This window comes from Streptomyces sp. NPDC001348, from assembly GCF_053597535.1.
In genome coordinates this window covers 84,006-102,854 of sequence record NZ_JBSFIK010000031.1, presented here as the reverse complement: position 1 = coordinate 102,854, position 18,849 = coordinate 84,006, and the positions used below count along the sequence as shown (strand labels likewise).

Annotated in this window: 12 protein-coding genes; 6 read left to right on the top strand and 6 right to left on the bottom strand. The window is 75.5% G+C overall.

The window, feature by feature from the left end; translation table 11 throughout:
- Positions 1-60: 60 nt before the first annotated feature.
- From ACWC21_RS28380 to ACWC21_RS28360, 5 genes are all read right to left on the bottom strand, one after another.
- A complete protein-coding gene (locus tag ACWC21_RS28380) occupies positions 61-1,092 on the bottom strand; it encodes a methyltransferase (RefSeq protein ID WP_450885761.1) in 1,032 nt (343 codons plus the stop codon).
- A 17-nt stretch (positions 1,093-1,109) separates the two neighbouring features.
- Positions 1,110-2,960, bottom strand: a complete 1,851-nt coding sequence (locus ACWC21_RS28375; RefSeq protein WP_450885759.1) for a non-ribosomal peptide synthetase — start codon at positions 2,958-2,960, stop codon at positions 1,110-1,112.
- Positions 2,961-2,965: 5 nt separating this feature from the next.
- The gene (locus ACWC21_RS28370; protein WP_450885757.1) at positions 2,966-3,778 is read right to left on the bottom strand and encodes a hypothetical protein; all 813 of its coding nucleotides are present in this window, start codon (positions 3,776-3,778) and stop codon (positions 2,966-2,968) included.
- A gap of 113 nt (positions 3,779-3,891) precedes the next feature.
- Complete coding sequence (locus tag ACWC21_RS28365) at positions 3,892-4,692, bottom strand: thioesterase II family protein (protein ID WP_450885755.1); 801 nt, start codon at positions 4,690-4,692, stop codon at positions 3,892-3,894.
- Positions 4,693-4,714: 22 nt separating this feature from the next.
- The gene (locus ACWC21_RS28360) at positions 4,715-6,193 is read right to left on the bottom strand and encodes an amidase (protein WP_450885753.1); all 1,479 of its coding nucleotides are present in this window, start codon (positions 6,191-6,193) and stop codon (positions 4,715-4,717) included.
- Positions 6,194-6,429: 236 nt separating this feature from the next.
- Here ACWC21_RS28360 and ACWC21_RS28355 point away from each other — a divergent pair, with 236 nt between their 5' ends.
- Complete coding sequence (locus ACWC21_RS28355; protein WP_450885751.1) at positions 6,430-7,440, top strand: AIR synthase-related protein; 1,011 nt, start codon at positions 6,430-6,432, stop codon at positions 7,438-7,440.
- A 28-nt stretch (positions 7,441-7,468) separates the two neighbouring features.
- Here the strand turns inward: ACWC21_RS28355 and ACWC21_RS28350 are convergent, their stop codons facing one another.
- Entirely contained in the window at positions 7,469-8,821 is a 1,353-nt protein-coding gene (locus ACWC21_RS28350; protein ID WP_450885749.1) for an MFS transporter, read from the bottom strand.
- Positions 8,822-8,981: 160 nt separating this feature from the next.
- Between ACWC21_RS28350 and ACWC21_RS28345 the strand changes: the two genes are divergently transcribed.
- The 5 genes from ACWC21_RS28345 (at position 8,982) to ACWC21_RS28325 (ending at position 18,757) form a co-directional block, all read left to right on the top strand.
- Positions 8,982-10,382, top strand: a complete 1,401-nt coding sequence (locus ACWC21_RS28345) for a helix-turn-helix transcriptional regulator (protein ID WP_450885747.1) — start codon at positions 8,982-8,984, stop codon at positions 10,380-10,382.
- Positions 10,383-10,861: 479 nt separating this feature from the next.
- Complete coding sequence (locus ACWC21_RS28340; protein ID WP_450885746.1) at positions 10,862-11,851, top strand: AfsA-related hotdog domain-containing protein; 990 nt, start codon at positions 10,862-10,864, stop codon at positions 11,849-11,851.
- A 13-nt stretch (positions 11,852-11,864) separates the two neighbouring features.
- On the top strand, positions 11,865-14,612 hold the full coding sequence (locus tag ACWC21_RS28335) for a BTAD domain-containing putative transcriptional regulator (RefSeq protein WP_450885744.1): 2,748 nt from the start codon (positions 11,865-11,867) through the stop codon (positions 14,610-14,612).
- Positions 14,613-14,711: 99 nt separating this feature from the next.
- Positions 14,712-17,102: a helix-turn-helix transcriptional regulator gene (locus ACWC21_RS28330; RefSeq protein ID WP_450885742.1), complete on the top strand. Its 2,391-nt coding sequence runs from the start codon at positions 14,712-14,714 to the stop codon at positions 17,100-17,102.
- A complete protein-coding gene (locus ACWC21_RS28325) occupies positions 17,093-18,757 on the top strand; it encodes an AMP-binding protein (RefSeq protein WP_450885740.1) in 1,665 nt (554 codons plus the stop codon). The genes ACWC21_RS28330 and ACWC21_RS28325 overlap by 10 nt, the downstream gene beginning before the upstream one ends.
- Positions 18,758-18,849: the final 92 nt, after the last annotated feature.

The following is an 18,849-nucleotide window of genomic DNA, read 5'->3' as shown; positions in this document are numbered from 1 at the left end:
GTGGTTGGTCCTCTCTTGGGGAAGGAAGCCGGTCAGTCGCGGCCGATCGGTCGGAGCCGGTCAGCCGCGGGGGGCGAGCACGCACTCGACGACGCTGTGCTCCGTGGAGAGATTGCGGATCGACCGCACCTGGAGGCCGGCGGCCTCGGCCTGCTCGCGCATGTCCTCGACGGAGCGGATCCGGGTGCCCTCCTCGCACACGACCATCTGGAACAGCGAGCGGATCGCGGAGGCGTTGTCGTGGCCGAGCAGCGGTTCGATGACGAAGAGAACGGGCTCGGCGGCGAGGCCGTCGGACTCCTCGACGGTGCGGGTCATGGCGCGCCGGACGGTCCGCAGGATGCGGGCGCTGCTCTCGGGGCTCCAGTTGTGCAGGACGTTCTTGAGGAAGTAGGCGTCGGCGCCGCTCGGGACCTCCTCGAAGAAGTCGGCTTCGGTGAAGGAGAGCCGGCGGATCAGGTCCTGGTCGCCGGACTCGTCCAGGAGCTGGGCGCCGCGCTTGGCGACGTCGGCGCGCTCGGCGACGGTGCCGCGGATGTCGTGGTGGGCCGAGAGGATGCCCTTGAGGAGGTGGCCGGTGCCGCCGCCGACGTCGATGACGGTGGAGATCCGGGAGAAGTCGAAGTCGCGGGCGAGTTCGGCGGCGGCAGGCCGGGTGATGTCGGCCATGGCCTTGTCGTAGACCTCGCCGGCATCGGTGTCCTTGTCCATGTAGGCGTAGATGGACTCGCCGTACTCGGAGCGGGAGGCGGGCTTTCCGGTCTTGACGGTGGTCAGCAGATCGCGCCACACGTCGTAGTACATCTCGCCGCCGAGGACGCACCAGTAGCGCATGGACTGCGGATGGTCGTCGCGCATCCGCTCCGAGGTGTCGGTCTGTTCGAAGGTGCCGTCCTCGCGTTCGCGGAAGACACCGACGATGCCGAGGACGCGCAGCAGGTAGAGCACGCCGTCGGGGTCGGCGTCGGTCAGCTCGGCGAGCTGGGCCGGTGTCTTGGGGCCGTCGGCGAGGTGGTCGGCGATGCCCAGCCGGGCGGCCACGCTGAGGGACCGGGAGATCCAGCCCATGCCGGCGAGCTGCAGCAGCTCCATCGTGTCTCCAATTCCTGTTACTCGGTGGTGAGCGCCTCGCACAGGCGCCGTACCGTGCGGTGGTCGGTGATGTCCTGGAGGCGGACGCCGAGGCCCTGTCTGCGGGCCTTGCCGGCGATCTGGGCGGCGCCCAGACTGGTGCCGCCCAGGGCGAAGAAGTCGTCGTCGAGACCGGCCTTGGGGGTGCCGGAGAACCGGGCGAACAGTTCGCACAGCAGCGTCTGTTCGGGGGTGACGGGTGCCGTGTAGCGGGTGACGGCGGCGAAGTCGGGCGCCGGGAGGCGGTCCGTCTCCAGCTTTCCGTTGGCGTTCAGCGGCAGGGTGTCGAGGGTCAGGAAGGCGCTGGGCACCATGTAGTCGGGCAGGGTGTCGGCCAGGTGCGTCTTCAGCTCGCCGGTGTCCGTGCCGTGTCCGGCTTCCGGGACGACGTAGGCGACGAGGTGGGTGTCCCCGGTGGGGGTGCGGTGGACGGTGACGGCGGTGCGGGCGACCGTCGGGTGGCGCAGCAGGGCCGACTCGATCTCGCCGAGTTCGACGCGGTAGCCGCGGACCTTGATCTGCCCGTCGAGGCGGCCGAGGAAGAACAGTGTGCCGTCGGCGGTGCGGCGCACCCGGTCCCCGGTGCGGTACATGCGGCTGCCGGGCGGACCGTAGGGGTCGGCGACGAAGCGTTCCGCGGTGAGCGCCGGGCGGCGCAGGTAGCCGCGGGCCAGCTGACCGCCGGCGATGTACAGCTCGCCGTCGTCCGTGGGACACAACTGGGCGTCCAGGACGCGTAGTTCACTGGCCCAGGTGGGCTGTCCGATGGCCACGGCGCCGGGCGGCAGGGGGTCCGTGGGCTGGACGGTGTGTACACAGCAGCCGACGGTGGCCTCGGTGGGTCCGTACTCGTTGAGGACGGTGACCCGTGGGTGGCGGGCGCGGAAGGCCTCGACGGTCTCGGCCAGCAGCGCTTCCCCGCCCACGACGAGCTGCTCGGTCGGCGCGGACTGCGGGGGCAGCGTGGCGAGCAGCGCCATGTGGGACGGGGTGACCTTGAGCAGGGCGGGGCTGGGGCCCGGGTCCTCCAGCGCGCCGATGCGGATGGTGCCGCCGCTGGTGAGCGGCGCGTACAGGGTGGTGACCGTCATGTCGAAGGCGACGGAGGAGTGCAGCAGGGTGCTGCGGGCGGCGCTCGGGTAGGTGCCGCGCGCGTAGGCGAGGTAGGCGGCGAGCGGGCGGTGGGTGACGACGACGCCCTTGGGGCGGCCCGTGGAGCCGGAGGTGTAGATGACGTAGGCGGCGTGGTCGGGGTGCAGCGGGCGTACGCGGTCTGCGTCCTGGGGGGTGGTGGCCGGGGCGGCGGCGACGGCCGCGCGGGTGGCCTCGTCGTCGAGGAGGACGGTGACCGCGGGGCCGGCCGGGGCGGTGCTGCCGGTGTGGGTGAGGAGGGCGGCCGGTCGGGCGTCCTCGGTCATCAGTGCCAGGCGTTGCGCCGGGTTCTGCAGGTCGAGCGGCAGATAGGCGGCCCCGGCGGTGAGGACGGCGAGGAAGGCGGTGACGAGTTCGGCGCCGCGCCGCATGCCGACGGCGACGATGTCCTCCGGGCCGAGGCCCAGGGAGATCAGGTGGTGGGCGAGCTTGGCGGAGCGCTCGGCGAGTTCGCGGTAGGTGAGGCTGACGTCGCCGTCGACGAGGGCGACGGCGTCGGGGGTGCGGTGTGCCTGTTCGGCGAAGAGGGCCGGGAGGAGGGTGGTGCGGGTGTCGTTCCCGGCGGGTGCCGGTGCGTCGGCCGGTGGTGTCCGGGTGGTGGTGGCCGATGGCGTCCGGGTGGAGGTGGCCGATGGTGTCCCGGTGGAGGTGGCGGTGTCCCCCGTCGTCGCCGTCATCGCGCTCACCCGGTCTTCCCGGCCGCCGGGACCCGGTCGTCGGCCAGCAGTCGGCGCAGTGCGCGGGCGGTCTCCGGTGAGCGCAGCAGGTCGTCGTGGGCCACCGGGACACGGTGGTCGTGGCCGACCGGGTGCTCGGGGGTGGTCGTGGTGACGGCCGTGGCGGTGGACCAGGCGGGCAGCGGGCTGAGGGTGGTGGCCGCGGTGAGGTAGGAGACCAGGGAGACGAAGGCGCCGGAGAGTTCGTCGCGGATGTCCTCGTCGAGGTCGAGCCGGTCGGCGGCGGCGGCCACGGCGGCCGTGAAGGTGTCGGCCAGTTCGCGGCCGGCCACGGGGAGCTGGTCGTCGCCGTACCGGGCCTCCAGGGCCTCGCCGCGGGCGTGGAAGGCCTCGAGTTCGGCGGGGGTGAGCAGGGCGCCGAGGGAGTCGCCGGCCGTGTGGAAGTCGGCGTACAGGCCGCTGGTGGCGGGGAGTTCGGGGTCGAGGAGGATGAGCCTGGGGGCCTGCTGCCAGTCGGCGATGCGGTCGGCGAGGGCGGCGGCGAAGACACCGCCGGCGCAGTAGCCGAGCACGGCCTCCACGGCGGTGCCCGAGGCGCGGACCTCGCCCAGCCACCAGTCGAGGTAGGCGTTGCCGGTGGGCGGGACCTGGTCGTCGGGGCCGGGGGGTCGGGTCGCCCACAGTGTGCGCGGTGGATCGAGGAGCGGGGCGAGGTCGGCGAATTGGGCCGGCCCGCGGCTTCCCGCGGCGAAGTCGACCGCCAGCAGGAGATGGTCGTTCTCCCCGCTGCTCAGCGTCTTCCACGCTATTCGGCTCACGGCGATTCCCTGTTTCTGTCCTCGGGCCACGAATGGGAATTCGTGGCAGCGGTGGAGTTCACGCTAGATGCGGGCGGGCGCAGTGCGGACCCCTACCGGGGGCCGGGGACCCCCTAACCTCGATCGCCGGTCGCGGTGCTTATGCGGGCGGTGATGGCGTCGAGGACCTCGCGCTGCCGGTCGACGAGATAGAAGTGGCCGCCGGGAAAGACCCGCACCTCGCAGTCGGCCGTGGTGTGCTCGGCCCAGGCGCCGGCCTCGTCGAGGGTGGTGTTGGGGTCGCTGTCCCCGGTCAGCACGGTGACCGGGCTGTCGATGCGGGCCCCGTGGTCGGCGCGGTAGGTTTCCACGGCTTTGTAGTCGTTGCGCAGCACGGGCAGCGCCAGCCGCATGATCTCCTCGTTGCCCAGCACCCGGTCGTCGGTGCCGCTGAGCTTGCGCAGTTCCCGGATGACGCCCTCGTCGTCACGGGTGTGGACCCGGTCGGGGCGGGTCCGGGAGGGGGCCCGGCGGGCGGAGGCGAACACCCGGGCCGGGGCCGGGAGTCCGGCGGCCTGGAAGCGGCGGGCGATCTCGAAGGCGACGGTGGCTCCCATGCTGTGCCCGAACAGGTACAGCGGCCGGTCGGCGTGGTGCCGTACCTCTTCGAAGACGCGGTCGGCGAGTTCGGGAACGTTGTCGATCAGGGGTTCCCGCCGGCGTTCCTGGCGGCCCGGATATTGCACGACGAGGACGTCGATCGCGGGGGTGAGTTCCTTCGCGACGGGAAAGTAGAAGCTTGCCGAACCGCCCGCGTGCGGAAAGCAGATGAGGCGTGGCGCGTCGGCGACGGCGGGGTGGTAGCGGCGAATCCAGTCGCTTTCCAGGAGGTCGCCGGTGGTGGGTGTGCGCGCGGTGTCCTGCTGTGTGGTCATGAAAGTCCCCCTCGGTTTCGCTTCAGTTGTCGTCGTCGGTGTCGGATACGGGGTCGGGGAGTTCCGGCAGGAATCCGAAGAGCATTTCGGTGAGCTGCCACTGTCCGGCGAACTCGGCGAGTTCGGCCTCGGGTACGGGCACCCCCGCCCGGTGCAGTGCCGCACCGAGCTGCCGCCGGGTCTCGGCCTCGGAGGGCGCGGCCTGCGGCAGGACCACGGCGGCGGGGCGGGTCGCGGGGAACGGGTCCGGGGTGCGCAGATGCCAGTCGGTGTGCTGCTGGTAGGCGTCGGCGACGGCGAGCAGGGCGCGGTCGGTGCCGGGCGCGCCGGCCAGTTGCAGGGACAGCGGCAGTCCGGCCGGGTCGAAGCCCATGGGCAGGGCGACGGCGGGGAAGCCCACGGCGCTCCACAGGCTGGGCAGCCACGACACGGCGGCGAGGCCCGCGGGGTCGTCGTAGCGGGGGGCGGCACCGGGCCAGGTGGGGGTGGCCAGGGCGTCGCACTCGTCGAGGCGTCGGCGCAGTCCCGCCGCGCCCCAGGCGCGCACCCGCTGGGCGTGGACGTACGCGGAGGCGGGGATCAGGCCGCCGAGGACGAGCGTTCGCCGGAAGGGCCGCCCGTACTGGTCCCAGCGGCCGCGCAGCCCGGTGGCGTGGGTGTGGAAGCCCTCGGCGAGCAGGGTGATCAGCTGGGCGGCGAACAGCGGGTACAGCTCGGGCAGTTCGACGCTGACGATTTTGGCGCCCTGGTCGCGGAGCCGTTCGAGGGCGGTGTCGAAGGCGTCCCGGCAGTCCGGGGAGAGCTGTCCGGCCTCCTCCAGCGCGCGGTCGGGAACCCCGATGCGTACGCCGTCCAGGCCGGTGCGCCACTCGGGCTCGGGGGTGGCCCGGCCGGCGGCGACGCCGAGCGCGCGGGCCGCCTCGCGGACGGTCCGGGCGAGGGTGCCGACGGTGTCCAGGCTGGGCGCGAGGGGCCGGCTGCCGGCGGTCGGGACCAGCCCGTGGGTGGGTTTGACGCCGGTGACGCCGCACAGCGCGGCGGGGATTCGGATGCTGCCGCCGGTGTCGGTGCCGAGTCCGACGTCGAACAGGCCGTGCACGAGCCCGGCCGCGCTGCCGCTGCTGGAGCCGCCCGGGTAGCGGTCGAGGTCCCAGGGGTTGCGGGGCACCGGGAACGGCAGGGCGGGGTCGGGGCGGCCGAGGGCGTGCTCCCCCGCGGTGGTCAGGCCGACCGGTACGGCCCCGGCGGCGCGCAGCCGCCGGACGGCCACGGCGTCGCGGCCGCGGTGCCAGTCGGGGTCGTGCACCTTGCTGTGCGCGGTGGGGACCGCCTCGCGGGTGGCGAAGACGTCCTTGACGCCGAGGGTGACGCCGTGGAGCGGACCGTTTCCGGCCGTTTCCGCGCGTGCGTCCTCGAAGCGGTGCGCGAACACCCCGAGGCGATCGGCGATGCGGTCGGCGGCGGCGTGCTGCCGCTGCCCCCGCGTGCTGACGTCCACCATGGCCGCTCTCCCGTGGGTCCGTTGGCTGCCCGGGCGTTCCGGGTCTTCGACCCTAGGAAGGGCGACCGCCCCCGCAGTCCCCCTTGACGGACCCCTGTGCACCCCTGAATTCCCACCCCTGCCTGCCGTTTGTCCGTGGTTTCCCGGGCTACGGTGGTGGGGCCGCCGGGAGCAGACCGGCGCGCAGTGCGGCCGTGGGCCGCCGCGTTCCCGGGTGACGGAAAGGGGGGATTTCCTTGCTGCGGGACGAACTGCCGCCGCCGGCGGGTCAGGTGGCGCTGCGCGACAACGCCGGTGCCGCGTCTCCGGCGCGTGTCCTCGTGGCGGCGCTGGGCGGCCTCTACGACGCCGAACCGGCCGCGGAACCGGGCCCGCTGGCGGTGCGCACCACCACGTCGGTCGTCGATCCGCCGTTCTACGGCAACGGCGACATCGGGCGGCTCGCGGTGTGCGCGGCCGTCAACGCGCTCGCGGTCGCCGGTGCCGTGCCGCGCCGGCTGGCCCTCGCCGCCGTCGTGGAGGCGGGGCTGCCGACCGCGTTGCTGCACCGCGCCGCCGACTCCGTACGGGAGGCCGTACGGGAGGCCGGGGTGCGGGTCGCGGCGGTCGACGCGACGGTGGTCCGGGCCGGCGAGATCGACCGGCTCGCGCTCTCGGTCACCGGGTTCGGGGTGTTCACACGCGCGCCGCTGGACGCGGCCGCGCTGCGCCCGGGCGACCGTATCCTGCTCACCGCCCCGCTGGGCAGCCACGCGGTGCACGTCCTGTCCCTGCGTGCCGGCCTTGGTTACGAGTACCACGTGCCCAGTGACGCCGCCCCGCTGGGCGGCCTGGTCGAGACGGTCCGGGCGGCGTTGCCGGCGGACGCGGTACGGGCTGCCGGTGTGGTCGGTGACGGCGGACTGGTCGCGGTGCTGCGGGAGTTCGCGGGCCGCTCGGGGTGGGTGGTGCGGGTCGACGAGGCCGCGCTGCCGGTGCCGTACGGCGCCCGGGAGGCTTTCGACGTGCTCGGCCTGGACCCGTTGTACGCCGCCGGGGCCGGCTGTCTGTGCCTGGTGGTCGCCGCGGACGCGGAGGCCGAGGCGCTGGCCGCGCTGCGCGGGCACCGCGACGGCCGCCTGGCCACGGCGGTCGGCTGGGTCCTGGACGGACCGGACGGAGCGGTGGAGGTGCGCTCGCTCGACGGCGGCCTGACCCCGCTGCGGGACGAGTCCGAGGACGGTGACGGGCCCACCCGGCTGCTGTGAGCGCCGGGGTGGGCCCGCGCTGCTCGGCTCAGCCCCGCTTCGTGCGCCGCTCACCGCCCAGCACGGCCGTCGCGGCCAGAGCCGCCAGCGCGGGCAGCAGGCCGATGCCGACCAGGATCCCCACATGTGCCGTGTGCGACTGGGCGGCGGCATGCCCGGTGCCGGAGGAGGCGTAGCCGAAGACGGCGAGTGTCAGGCCGTACAGGAAGGGCCCGACCGCCAGGCCGAGGGTCTCGCAGGTGGTGAACAGCCCGGACGACACACCCGCCCCGCGCAGGCCCTCGTCCGCGATGAGGTCCTGCAACAAGGCGTACAGGAAGAGCAGTTGACCGGCATGTCCGGAGCCGGCGACGACCATGGAGAGCAGCACGACGGGCAGCGGCAGTACGGGCGCGGCGCACAGCAGCAGGCAGCCGGCGCCGAAGACCGCACAGGCCCACCGGTATCCGGCTCGGTGGCCGGCCCGGGCTCCGAGCCGCGTCCAGACGCGCACGGTGAGGAGGTTCGGGGCGACGAACGCGGCGACGAGCAGCCCCGTGGCGTTCTTGTCGCCGAGGATGTGCTCGCTGAAGTAGGGCGCGCCGGCGGTCAGCCCGCCGGTGGCGACGGACTGGACGGCGATGGCGGCGAGGAGCCCGGCGAAGCCGGGGACCCGGCGGGCGAGGCGGAGCCGGGGCAGCAGACCGGACGGCTCGGCGGCGGGTTCCGCGGGCGTCGTGTCGTCCCGGCCGGCCCGGCGTGCGCCCTTGGTGCCGAGCACCACGCCCGCCGTACCGGCGAGCACGCACAGCGCACCGAACAGACCCACCAGACGGTGCCCCGGCACCCCGCCGCCGCCCGCGTCCGCCAGCGCCGGCCCCGCCGCTCCGACGAGCAGGGCGGAGACGGCGATCACGGCGACGCGTCCGGCCACGAGGGCGACCCGGTCGGCGGGCCGGCCGGTCAGCTCGGCCGGGAGCGCGGAGTAGGGCACCTGGAAGAAGGCGTAGGCCGTGGCGGCGAGGAAGAAGCCGGCGGCGGCCCACGGTATTCCGGCGGAGTGGGAGCCGGGCGCCGAGAACATCAGGGCGAACGCGGCCGCCAGGCCTACGCCTCCGGCGGCCAGATGCGTACCGCGGCGGGGCGCGCGGTCCCCGGCGTGGCCCACGAGCGGACCGAGCAGGGCGTTCCACACCTTGGGCACGAGCACCACGGTCCCGGCCAGTGCCGCTCCGGCGCCGAGCGTGTCGGTGAGGTACGGCAGCAGCAGGAGGCCCGGCAGCGTGCTGAACGCCCCGGTGACCAGGGCCCCCGAGGCGTAGCCCGCCCGCAGCCCGCGGTGGACGCCGGGCACGGGGGGAGCCGCCCCCGGGCGGGTGACGGGTGTGGAGTCGACAGCCATGGTTCGAGCCTGATCCCGTCCCGACCACGGCAGTAGTCCGGGGTTCACCCCACGCCTGGGGGACTTCCTGTCGTGCAACTACCGGACAAGGCAAGCACCTTGGAGTCGGGGTACCGAGTGGGAGAGGGTCGGCTGGACCGAGGCGGAGGGGGAACGGCGGATGCTGACCGCACAGGCCGACGGAACGGCATGGGCTGACCGGGCCGAGGAGCCCGCGGAGCGGACCGGCGGCACCGGGACGCCCGGGGACGCCGGCGGCACCGCGGCGCACGGCGTGGCGCGGATCGGGGGTGAGTTGTTGCGGGTGGCCGGGGACGGGGTGCACCGGGAGGCCGCCGCGGCCGCGTCGCTGCTGCGGCTGCTGCCTCCCGACGACGTGGAGGCGACGCTGCTGCGGGCGCGGGCACTGGTGCTGGCGGGCCGTCCGGAGGCCGCGCTGCGGGCGTACGCCTCGCTCCCGGCGGTGGTGCGGGACTCACCGGTCCGCGCGGCGGCCCTGCGGCTGCAGGGGAACTGGGAGCAGGCCGAGCACTGTCTGGAGAGGTGCGCCCCGCCCGTGCGGGCCCGGGCCGCCCCCGAAGCCGTGCACGAGTGGGCCGCGGAATGCGCCGCCCTCGCCCTGGACCGCGGCGAGCCGGTGCTGCGCCGCTCGGCCCAGCGCTGGGCGCAGGAGGCGTTGCGCACCGCCCCGTCCGTCGTCGCCGCCCCGTCCGCCGTCGCCGTCGCCCATGCCCGCTGCCTGCTCGCGGCCGCCCACGCCGCCGCGGGGCTGTTCGGGGCCGCACTGGACGCCGCCGACGCCGCCACGCGGGATCTCGACGGGCTCGGGGAGGACGCGCTGCTGCGCCGTCTGGACGCGGTGCCGCTGCTGGCCGACGCGTTGTTCCACACCGGGCGTCGGCATGCGGCGGAGCGGCGGCTGGAGGAGGCGCTGGTACTGGCGCGCGACTCGGGTCAGGAACAGGTGGCGGGCCGACTGGAGCTGGGGCTCGCCCGGGCCCGGCTCGCCGCTGAGGACATCGCGGCGGCCGGCCGGTGGGCCGAGCGGGCGGCCGGGTCGGCGCACCGCTCGGGCGGGGTGCCGCTCGCCGTGGAGGCGGCACTGTTGCTGGCCCTGGTGCGGCTCGCGGCGGACGACAGCACCGCCGCCCTGGAGGCGGCCCGCGGGGCGGTCCGGGCGGCGCGGCCGCTCGGCGGGGTGTGGCGGGACCGGGCGGGGGCCCGGCTGCGGGAGGTGCGGCTGGTCCGGGAGCACGAACTGCCCGCGCCGCCGCCCGAGGCGGCTGTGCGGGACGCGGGCCGGCTGTCGCCGGAGGGCTTGAGCAGACGGGAGGCGCAGGTGGCGGTCCTGGTCAGCGAGGGCTGCACGAACCAGCAGATCGCGGCGCGGCTCCAGGTCAGCCCGAAGACGGTGGAGACCCATCTCAGCCGCATCTTCAAGAAGCTCGGCCTCACCTCGCGCGCCCAGGTGGCGCACTGGGTCGGGCAGGGCGCGGGCCTCGTCCGGGACGGCAGGGACGACGTCCCGGACGGGGCCGGCGAACGGCACGGGCAGCGGTGACGGGGGAATCGGTGTGTCCGTGCCGTCACCTCGACCATGCCACCGGGCACCTGAGCGCGACTAAAGGGGTCCTTGCACTATGAGCGCCCGATGAGGTCGCGTGGTCTGGTGCCGTGCATCGCAAGGCGCCGGAGAGCCCTCGATGGGGGTCCCCCCGCTCGAGCGAAGCCGAGAGTGGGGAAGGAGCTACCAGGGCTTTTCGGCAACGCGGCGAGGTGCGGTGCCAGGCCGCGCGACCCGGGCGGGCATAGTGCCAGGACCCCTAAAGCCGCCCTGGCGTGCGAGCAGGGCGGACACCACAACTAGCTGCCGTGCAACTTGCTGCCACCGTCCCCGGCTGGCGTCCGGTACCGGCGTTTTCGCACCCTGGTGGGCGCGGGCCGTCCCTGTGACGGCCACGGGGACAGTGCGCGCCGCACGAACGGGCCCTCCCCACGCTCTGCGAGCAGGGAGCGCTCCCATCGCGCCGAGGAGAGACCATGACTGTCGACACGTCCAGCACCGCCGTCGCGGGACCCAAGTACGCCACCCGGCATCTGATCCACTGCCCGACGTCCTGGGAGCACTACCTCCTGGACGCGCCCAGCAGCGGCGAGGAGAACTTCGTCCTGGCCGGCTCCGTGCCCCTGGGGCACCCGCTGTTCAACGACGGTCCCGGCCACTTCCACGACGCGCAGTCCGTCACCGAGGAGGTGCGCGAGGTCGGTGAGTTCGTGGGTCACCGGTACTTCGGTGTGCCGCGTGAACGGCCGGGTCTGTTCTACCGGTTCGCGCTCGACCTGACCGACCTGCGGGCCTGGCGGGCCGGTGACGGGGAACCGCCGCGGATGACGACGCATCTGACCGCCCGCCCCGACCACATGATCGGCGGGGTGCCGCGCGGTCTGACGTTCGGGGTCGAGGTCCGCATCGACGACGTCCCGTGCTGCACGGGCAGCGCGGGCCTGGTGTTCCTGACGCCGGCGCTGCACCGCAACCACATCGAGCACAGCCGCCGTGCCCTGCGCGCCGCGCCGGAGCTGGACGACGCCCCGGACGGCGCGGGCTGGCCCGTGGACCCGGCCGAGATCGGCCGCCGCGCCCCCGGGAACGTGGTGGTGTGCGAGCCGGGCGTGTCCGCGCAGGGCCGGCTGACGACGTGGGTGCTCACCCGGGGCGACAATCCGGCGCTGGCGCCGTCCGACGACGGCCAGGTGTCCGGTCTGCTGCTGCTCGAGGCGCTGCGCCAGACGTCGATCCTGACGGCGGGCCGGGCCAGTGGTGTCGACGCCGACCGGGCCGTGGTGGCCGGCTGGGACGTGCACTTCCGCGGCTACGCGCAGGCGGGCCTGCCGCTGCGCTGCGTCGCGGTGCCGGGCCCGCTGGAGCGGGACGCCCAGGGACGGCCCTCGGTGCCGGTGACGCTGACGGTGACCCAGCACCGGCGCGCGGTGGCCGAGGCCCGCACCAGGGTCGTGCAGGACCTGTGACCCGGGTGCTCTCATGAGGTTCCGCATCCTCGGCCCCATGGAGATCGAGGGCAGCGCCGGCCCCGGTGTCTCGTACACGCCCCGGGCCGCGAAGCTCCGCGTCGTCCTCGGCGCGCTGCTGGTGCGCAGCGGCGAGGTGGTGTCCGTGCAGGCGCTGACGGACGAGCTGTGGCAGGACGATCCGCCGCGTACGGCGACCACCACGCTGCAGGTGTACATCTCGCAGCTGCGCAAGCAACTGAACGCGGCCGAGGACGGGTTCGGCCGGGAGTTCCTGGTGACGCGGCAGCCCGGTTACGTGCTGCGCGTGGCTCCGGAGGAACTGGACCTGACCCGGTTCGAGGCGCTGCACGCGAGCGGCCGCCGGGCGCTGGAGTCGGGCGACTTCGCCCAGGCGGCGGCGTTGCAGCGGCAGGCGATCGACCTGTGGCGCGGCCCGCTGCTGTCGGACACCCCGCACGGGCCCGCGCTCGACGCGGGGGCGGTCCGGCTGGAGGAGGCGGGTGTGGCGGCGCTGGACCAGCGGATCCGTGCCGATCTGGAGCTGGGCCGGCACCGCGATCTGGTCGCCGAGCTGCAGTCGGTGACGACGCGGTATCCGTTGCGCGAGGAGTTTCACGGCCATCTGATGCTGGCGCTGTTCCGGGCGGGCCGGCAGGCGGAGGCGCTGCGGGCGTTCGGCGAGCTGCGGCACACGCTCGTCGAGGAACTGGCGATCGAGCCGGGTCCGGCGTTGCAGCGGCTGCACGGGCGGATCCTGGCGGGTGACGCCGGTCTGCTGGTCGACGAGGCCGCGTCGCCGGGGCCGGTGACGGTGGCCCGGACCCGCGGCCGGCCGGTCGCACTGCCCACCGCCGACCCGGCGTTCACCGGCCGGGAGGACGAACTGGCGCGGGTGGTCGATCTGTTGACGTCGTCCCCGGCTGGTACGTGCGTGGCCGTGGCCGGGATGCCGGGCGTGGGCAAGACGGCGCTGGCCGTGGAGGCCGCGCACCGCTGCGCGGACGCGTTCCCGGACGGCCGGATGTTCCTCGACCTGGAGCCCGAGCCGGGCCGTCCGCTCGGCCCGGCCGAGGCGCTGACCCGGCTGCTGCGGCGGGCGGGAGAGACGGGCCCGCTGCCGGAGACGGTGGAGGACCTGCGGGACGCCCTGCACACCCTGCTGGCGGGGCGGCGCCTGCTGCTCGTCCTCGACCACGCCGGCTCCGAGGCGCAACTGCGTCCGCTGCTGCCGGCCACCGAGGGCTGCCGCGTCCTGGTCACCATCCGCCGTACCCCGGCGTCCCTGGCCGCCGTCCGTACGGTGTCGCTGGCGCCGCTGCGCCCGGAAGCCGCCCTGGCCCTGCTGGCGAGGGCGTCCGGCCGCGGTCCGGCGGGCGACGCGGACGGGGCAGGGCGCCCGGCCGCGAACGGTCACGCTCCGGCGCGAGTCCGCACCGACGGCCCGGGCGCCCTTCGCCCGGGCGCGCTGTCGCGGCACGTGCCGGCGGCCGGAGCGAGCGCCGCGCGGCGCCCCGCACAGGACTCCGGCGCGCGCACCGTCCTCACGACGGTGTCCGGTTCCGCGGGCGGCACGGACGCCGGACACGTGCCCGACCCCGCGGCACTGGCCGAGGTGGCCGTGCTGTGCGGCGGTCTGCCGCTGGCGTTGCGCAGCGCGGCGGCTCAGCTCGCCGCCCGCCCGCACTGGACTCCGCACACCCTCGCCGCCCGGCTGCGGGACCCGCGGGACCGGCTCGACGCGCTGCGTGTCGGCGAACTCGACGTGCGGGCAGCGCTTCTGACGGCGTACGCGGCGGCCACGGCCCAGCAGCAGCGGTCGTTCCGGCTGCTGGCCCTGCTGCCGGACTCCCCGTTCGAGACCGGCCCGGCCGCCGCCGTGCTCGGGCTGGGGGCCGACGCGGCCGGCCGCAGCGTGGAGGGCCTCGTCGACGCGCGTCTGCTGGAGGCCGACGCCAGCGGCCGCTTCCGGTTCCACCCGCTGCCGCGGCTGCTGGCCGCCGAACTGCTCGCCCGGCACGAGCCGGAGGACTCGGCGCGGGACGCCGCGGGCCGCCTCGCCGAGGCCTGCGCGGACTCGGTGGGGGCCGCCACCGGCTCCGCCACCACCGCGCACGCCGACCTCGCGGTCCTCGCCGGGGTCCTGCGCACCGCGCACGCCCATGGCGCCTGGCCGGCGGCGCTGCGACTGGCCGACGCCCTGTCCGGCGGACTGGAGTCGCACGCGGCGTGGTCCCTGTGGCGGACCGCGCACACCCTCGGCCTGGACGCGGCCCGCCGGGCCCGGGACCGGGCGGGTGAGGCGCGGATGCTGCGGTCGCTGGGCGATCTCGCTTGGCAGCAGCGGGAGTTGACGCGTTGCGAGGAGCTGTACGAGGCCGCCGCGCGGGCCGCTCGCGGCTGTGCGGACGACCAGGAGCACGGGCGCGCGCTGGTGGGGCTGGTCGACGTACGGCTGGACGCGGGGGCGTACGACGAGGCGGGCGCCCTCCTCGACACGGCGCTCGGCACCCTGCCGGACCGGTCCCCGGCCCGTTTCGACGCGCTGCGCGCAGGCGCGTTGCTCGCGCTGGACCTCGGGGACGCGGCGACGGCGACGGCCCGCTTCACGGCCTGCCGGGACCTGGCCACGGACCTGCGCGACCGCCGTCTGGAGGCCTATGCCCGGCGCTGTCTGCGCCGCCTCACCGACACCGCCCAGGGTGCCGGGCCGGCGGTGGAGGTGCGGCCGGGGGTGTGGCGGCTGCGGGAGGCCGCGTAGCGAGGCAGGGAGGCTCGGCCCCCAGCCCCGAGCGCCTTGTTTAAGCCACCCTTTGCCCGTCCCGGGCACGCTGTCGGCAGCCGTCTTCAGGGGGAAGCCATGACCGTGACAGAGCAGGTTCCGAGTCCGGCCGGGACACGTCCGGCGCCGGCGGACGGCGGGCGTCCTCTCGTCGGCCGGGACACCGAGCTTCTCGTACTGGGCGGCAGGCTCACCGACCCGGACGCCCGGCTGGTGACGCTCACCGGGCCCGGCGGCGTCGGCAAGAGCGCGCTGGCCAGGGCGTTCACCCCGGCGCCGGGGCGGTTCCGGGGGGCGCGCCGCGCCGACCTGTCGCCCGCCGCCTCCGCGGACGAGGCGGCGGCCACCGTGCTGCGGCTGGCGGCAGAGCTGCGCCGGATCCCGGGGGACGCGGACGCCCTCCTGGTGCTCGACGGCTGCGACCACCACGGCGAGCCGCTCACCACCATGCTCACCGAACTGCTCACCCCCGCGGGCAGACTGCGGGTTCTGGCCACCTCCCGCGAGCCGCTGCGCATCGTCGGCGAGCGGCTGCTTCCGGTGCGCCGGCTGCCGGTGCCCGCGCCGGAGGCCGAGGAGCCCGGCGTGCTGTCCGGCAACGCGTCGGTGGCCCTGTTCACCCGTGCCGCGCGTGACGCCGCGCCCGGGTTCGCGCTCACCGAGGCGAACACGTCCGCGGTGGCCGCGCTGTGCGTCCTGCTCGAAGGCCTGCCCTTGGCCCTGGAGCTGGCGGCCGGCCGGTTGCGGCTGTTCACGCCGCAGGTGCTGCTGGCCCGGCTGCGACACCGCGGCGGGGCGCTGACGGCGTTGTCGGGCGGGCCCGCGGGCGCCCCCGCCCGGCACCGTTCGCTGGCCGCGCTGGCGGAGTCCGCGGTGGCGGGCCTGAGCCGTGACGAGCTCACCCTGCTGGGCCAGTTGTCGGTGTGCGAGCCCGGGTTCGGACAGTCGATGCTGGAACGGATGTCGCCGCTTCCGCGCGCAGGCACCGACGCCGTACTCGACGCGCTCCTGGACCGCAGCCTCGTCGTCGTCCTCGACGAGGAGCAGGGCGAGCCGCGCTTCGCGGTGCCGGAGCCGGTCCGTTCCCACATGAGCGAGGAACTCGCCGCCGACGGTCTGCTGGAGGCGGCCCTCGACCGGCACGCCGCCGCCTACCGGCAGTTGGTGACCGGCGCCGAGGTCCGGCTGACCGGCCCCCGGCAGGGCCACTGGCTGCACGTGCTGGCCGCCGAGCATCCCAACGTCGTGGCCGCGTTGCACCGCTTGCGGCAGTGCGGCGCCGTCGAGGACGTCGCCTCCCTGGTGCTCGCCCTGCGCCTGCCCTGGCTGGTGCAGGGGCAGCTGCGGACGGGTGTGGAGTGGTGCGACGCGCTCGGCCAGGAGGAACCGGGGGCGGGTCCGGGGACCGGGCCGGGGGCGGGTCCGGGGATGGGGCCGGGTATGGGGATGGGGATGGGGCCGGACGCCACCGGCTCCCGGCCCGCGTTGCCCGAGCCGCTGCGCGCCCGCCTCGTCGATCTGTCGGCGACCTTCACACTGGCCCTCGGCGATGCCGACCTCGCCGTCCGGCGCCACCGCCGGGCCCTAGCCCTGTGCAAGCGGCTCGGCGACCGGCGGCAGACGGCACTGGTGTCGGCCCGCATGGGGCTCGCACTGCTGCACCACGGCGACCCCGCCGGCGCGGTCGCGGCGCTCGGCCCCGCCCTGACCGCGCTGGAGTCGCTGGGTACGGCCGCCCCGGCGGCGGACGCGGCGGTGGCGCTGGCGGCGGCGCTGCGCGCGCAGGGCGACGGCCGCAAGGCACGGGAGATGCTGGACAAGGGGCTCGACGCGCACCGCAGGATCGCGGACGCGCGCGGCCTCGCGGCGGCGCTGCGCGAGGCCGCGGCCGTCGCCGTGGAACTTGACGACACCCGGGGCGCGGACGGCGCGCTGCGCGAGAGCCTGGAGTTGTACCGCTCGCTCGGCGAGCGCACCGAACTCCCCGGCGCGCTGGAGGAACTGGCCCTGCTGTGGCTGCGCACCGACCCGGCGGCCGGCCCCCGCACGATCCGTGTCCTGGCGGCCGCCGAAGCGGTGCGCGGGGCGCTGGGCGGTACGCGGGCCCCGGATCGCCGTACCGCCGTCGAGGCGGCACTGGACACGCTCCGCTCCCGGCTGCACCCCACCGGGTACGCGGCGGCCTGGGCCGAGGGCACTCGGATGCCGCCCGCCACGGCAGTCGAGGAGGCGCTGGCCGCCCCCGAACCGCGAGCCCACCCCGCCGCACCCACTCCGGAGGCGCAGCCGCTCACCCCGCGCCAGGTACAGGTGGCGATGCTGGTCGCGGAGGGCATGACGAACCGTCAGATAGCTTCCCGTCTGGACATATCCGAGTGGACGGTCGTGAACCACGTACGGCAGATCATGCGCAGACTGGGCGCCACGTCCCGGCTCCAGGTGGCGTGGTCGGTGGGCCGATGGACGTGACGGACGGCCCGACGGTCCCCCTGCCGGACGGATCCGGGGTCCCGGCGGAGGTCGCCGGGCGCTGGCGCGCGGCCGGGCTGTGGCGTGCCGAGGGCTTCGTGCACGACGTGCTGCGCACCGCGGCCGCGCATCCCGATCGACCGGCGTTCGTCGGTCACCGCGCCCACCGGCCGCCGGGCCAACGCTTGGTGACCGTTTCGTATGCCCAACTGGCGGTGTACGTCGACCGGTTCGCGGCGGCTCTGCGGTCACTCGGGGTCGGTGCGGGCGATCCGGTGGCACTGCAACTGCCCAACTGGTGGGAGACCGCGGCGCTGGCGCTGGCGTGCTGGCGGATCGGCGCGGTGGTGGTACCGGTGCTGCCAGGTGTGCGCGCGCCCGACCTGGAGCGTGTCCTGGCCGCCACCCGGGCCCGGGTGTGCGTCGTACCGGACCGCTGGGAGGAGTACGGCAACGCCGAGGTCCTGGCCGACCTCGCGCACCGGCTGCCGTGGCTGCGGCGCCGGGTGGTCGTCGGGGACGCGGCGGCGGCGGGCGCGGTGGACTTCGGGGCCCGCTTCCTGCGCACCGCGCGCGAACGCGGTCCGTGCGGACGCGAGTTGCCGCTCTCCCCGGCCGACCCGGACCGGCCGGCGCTGCTGCTGACGGTCATGGGCATGGGCGAGCACCACGGGGCGGTGCTGCACACAGGCAACACGCTGTACGCGGGCCTCGCGGCGCAGGGCGGCGGAACGGGGGTCTTCTCGACCCCGCTCCCCCTCACCTCACTCGCCGGCCTCCTCTACACCGTGTGCTGGCCGCTCGCGTCCGGTGGCACCGGGGTGTTCCAGGACGTGTGGGACCCGCGGGTCTTCCTGGAACTGGTCGAGTCCGCCGGGGTCGACCGGGTGTACGCCACCCCCGCGCTCTGGGCCGAAGTGCTCACCGCCCAGCGGCAGGAGCACCGTGACGTCTCCGGGCTGCGGCTCGCGCTGACCGGTGGCCGCGTCGACACGCCGGAGCCGCTCCTCGGCGAACTGCGGGAGGAACTGGGCGTCCGGGTGCGCGGAGTGTGGGGCGCGCCGGAGGCGGGGCTGGGCGCACTGTCGTACGACTCCGGAGAGCGCCCCCTGCCGGGGCTGGAACTCGCCCTGACGGACGGCACTCTGCGGGTGCGCGGTCCTTCGGTCGCCCTGGCCGCCTGGCGGCACGGGGAAGCCGTCGAGGCGGCCTGGGACCGGACGGACGGCTGGCTGGACACCGGGGACACCGCGCTGCCGGGGCCGCCGGGCGAGATGACGGTGGTGGGCCGCGCCGACGAGCGGACCGGCGGCCTGTTCGTCGTACCGGTCGACGCGCTCGAGGAGGGTCTGCGGGCGCATCCCCGGGTACGGGAGGCCGCCGTCGTGGAGTACACGGACGCGACATACGGGGAGATGCCGTGCGCGGTGGTCGTCCCCGCGCTCCGGGAGGAGCCGCCGGGCCTGGTCGAACTCCGCGAGCACCTGGCCCGCACCGGCCTGACGGAGGCGTTCCTGCCGACCCGCCTGGAACTGGTCGGCTCCCTGCCGAGGGACCCGCGCGGGGAACTCCGCAAGGAGGCCCTGCGCACCTGGCTCACCCGCCTCCGCCCGGGCACACCACGCCCCCGGCCGGGCCACCCGCCCCCGCACTGAACCGGCCCGGCCCGCTGCCCGCGTGCCGACGCCGCCCGACACCCACCGGTCCCACGACCGCGAGCCCCCGGCCCACGCCGGCGAGACGGGTA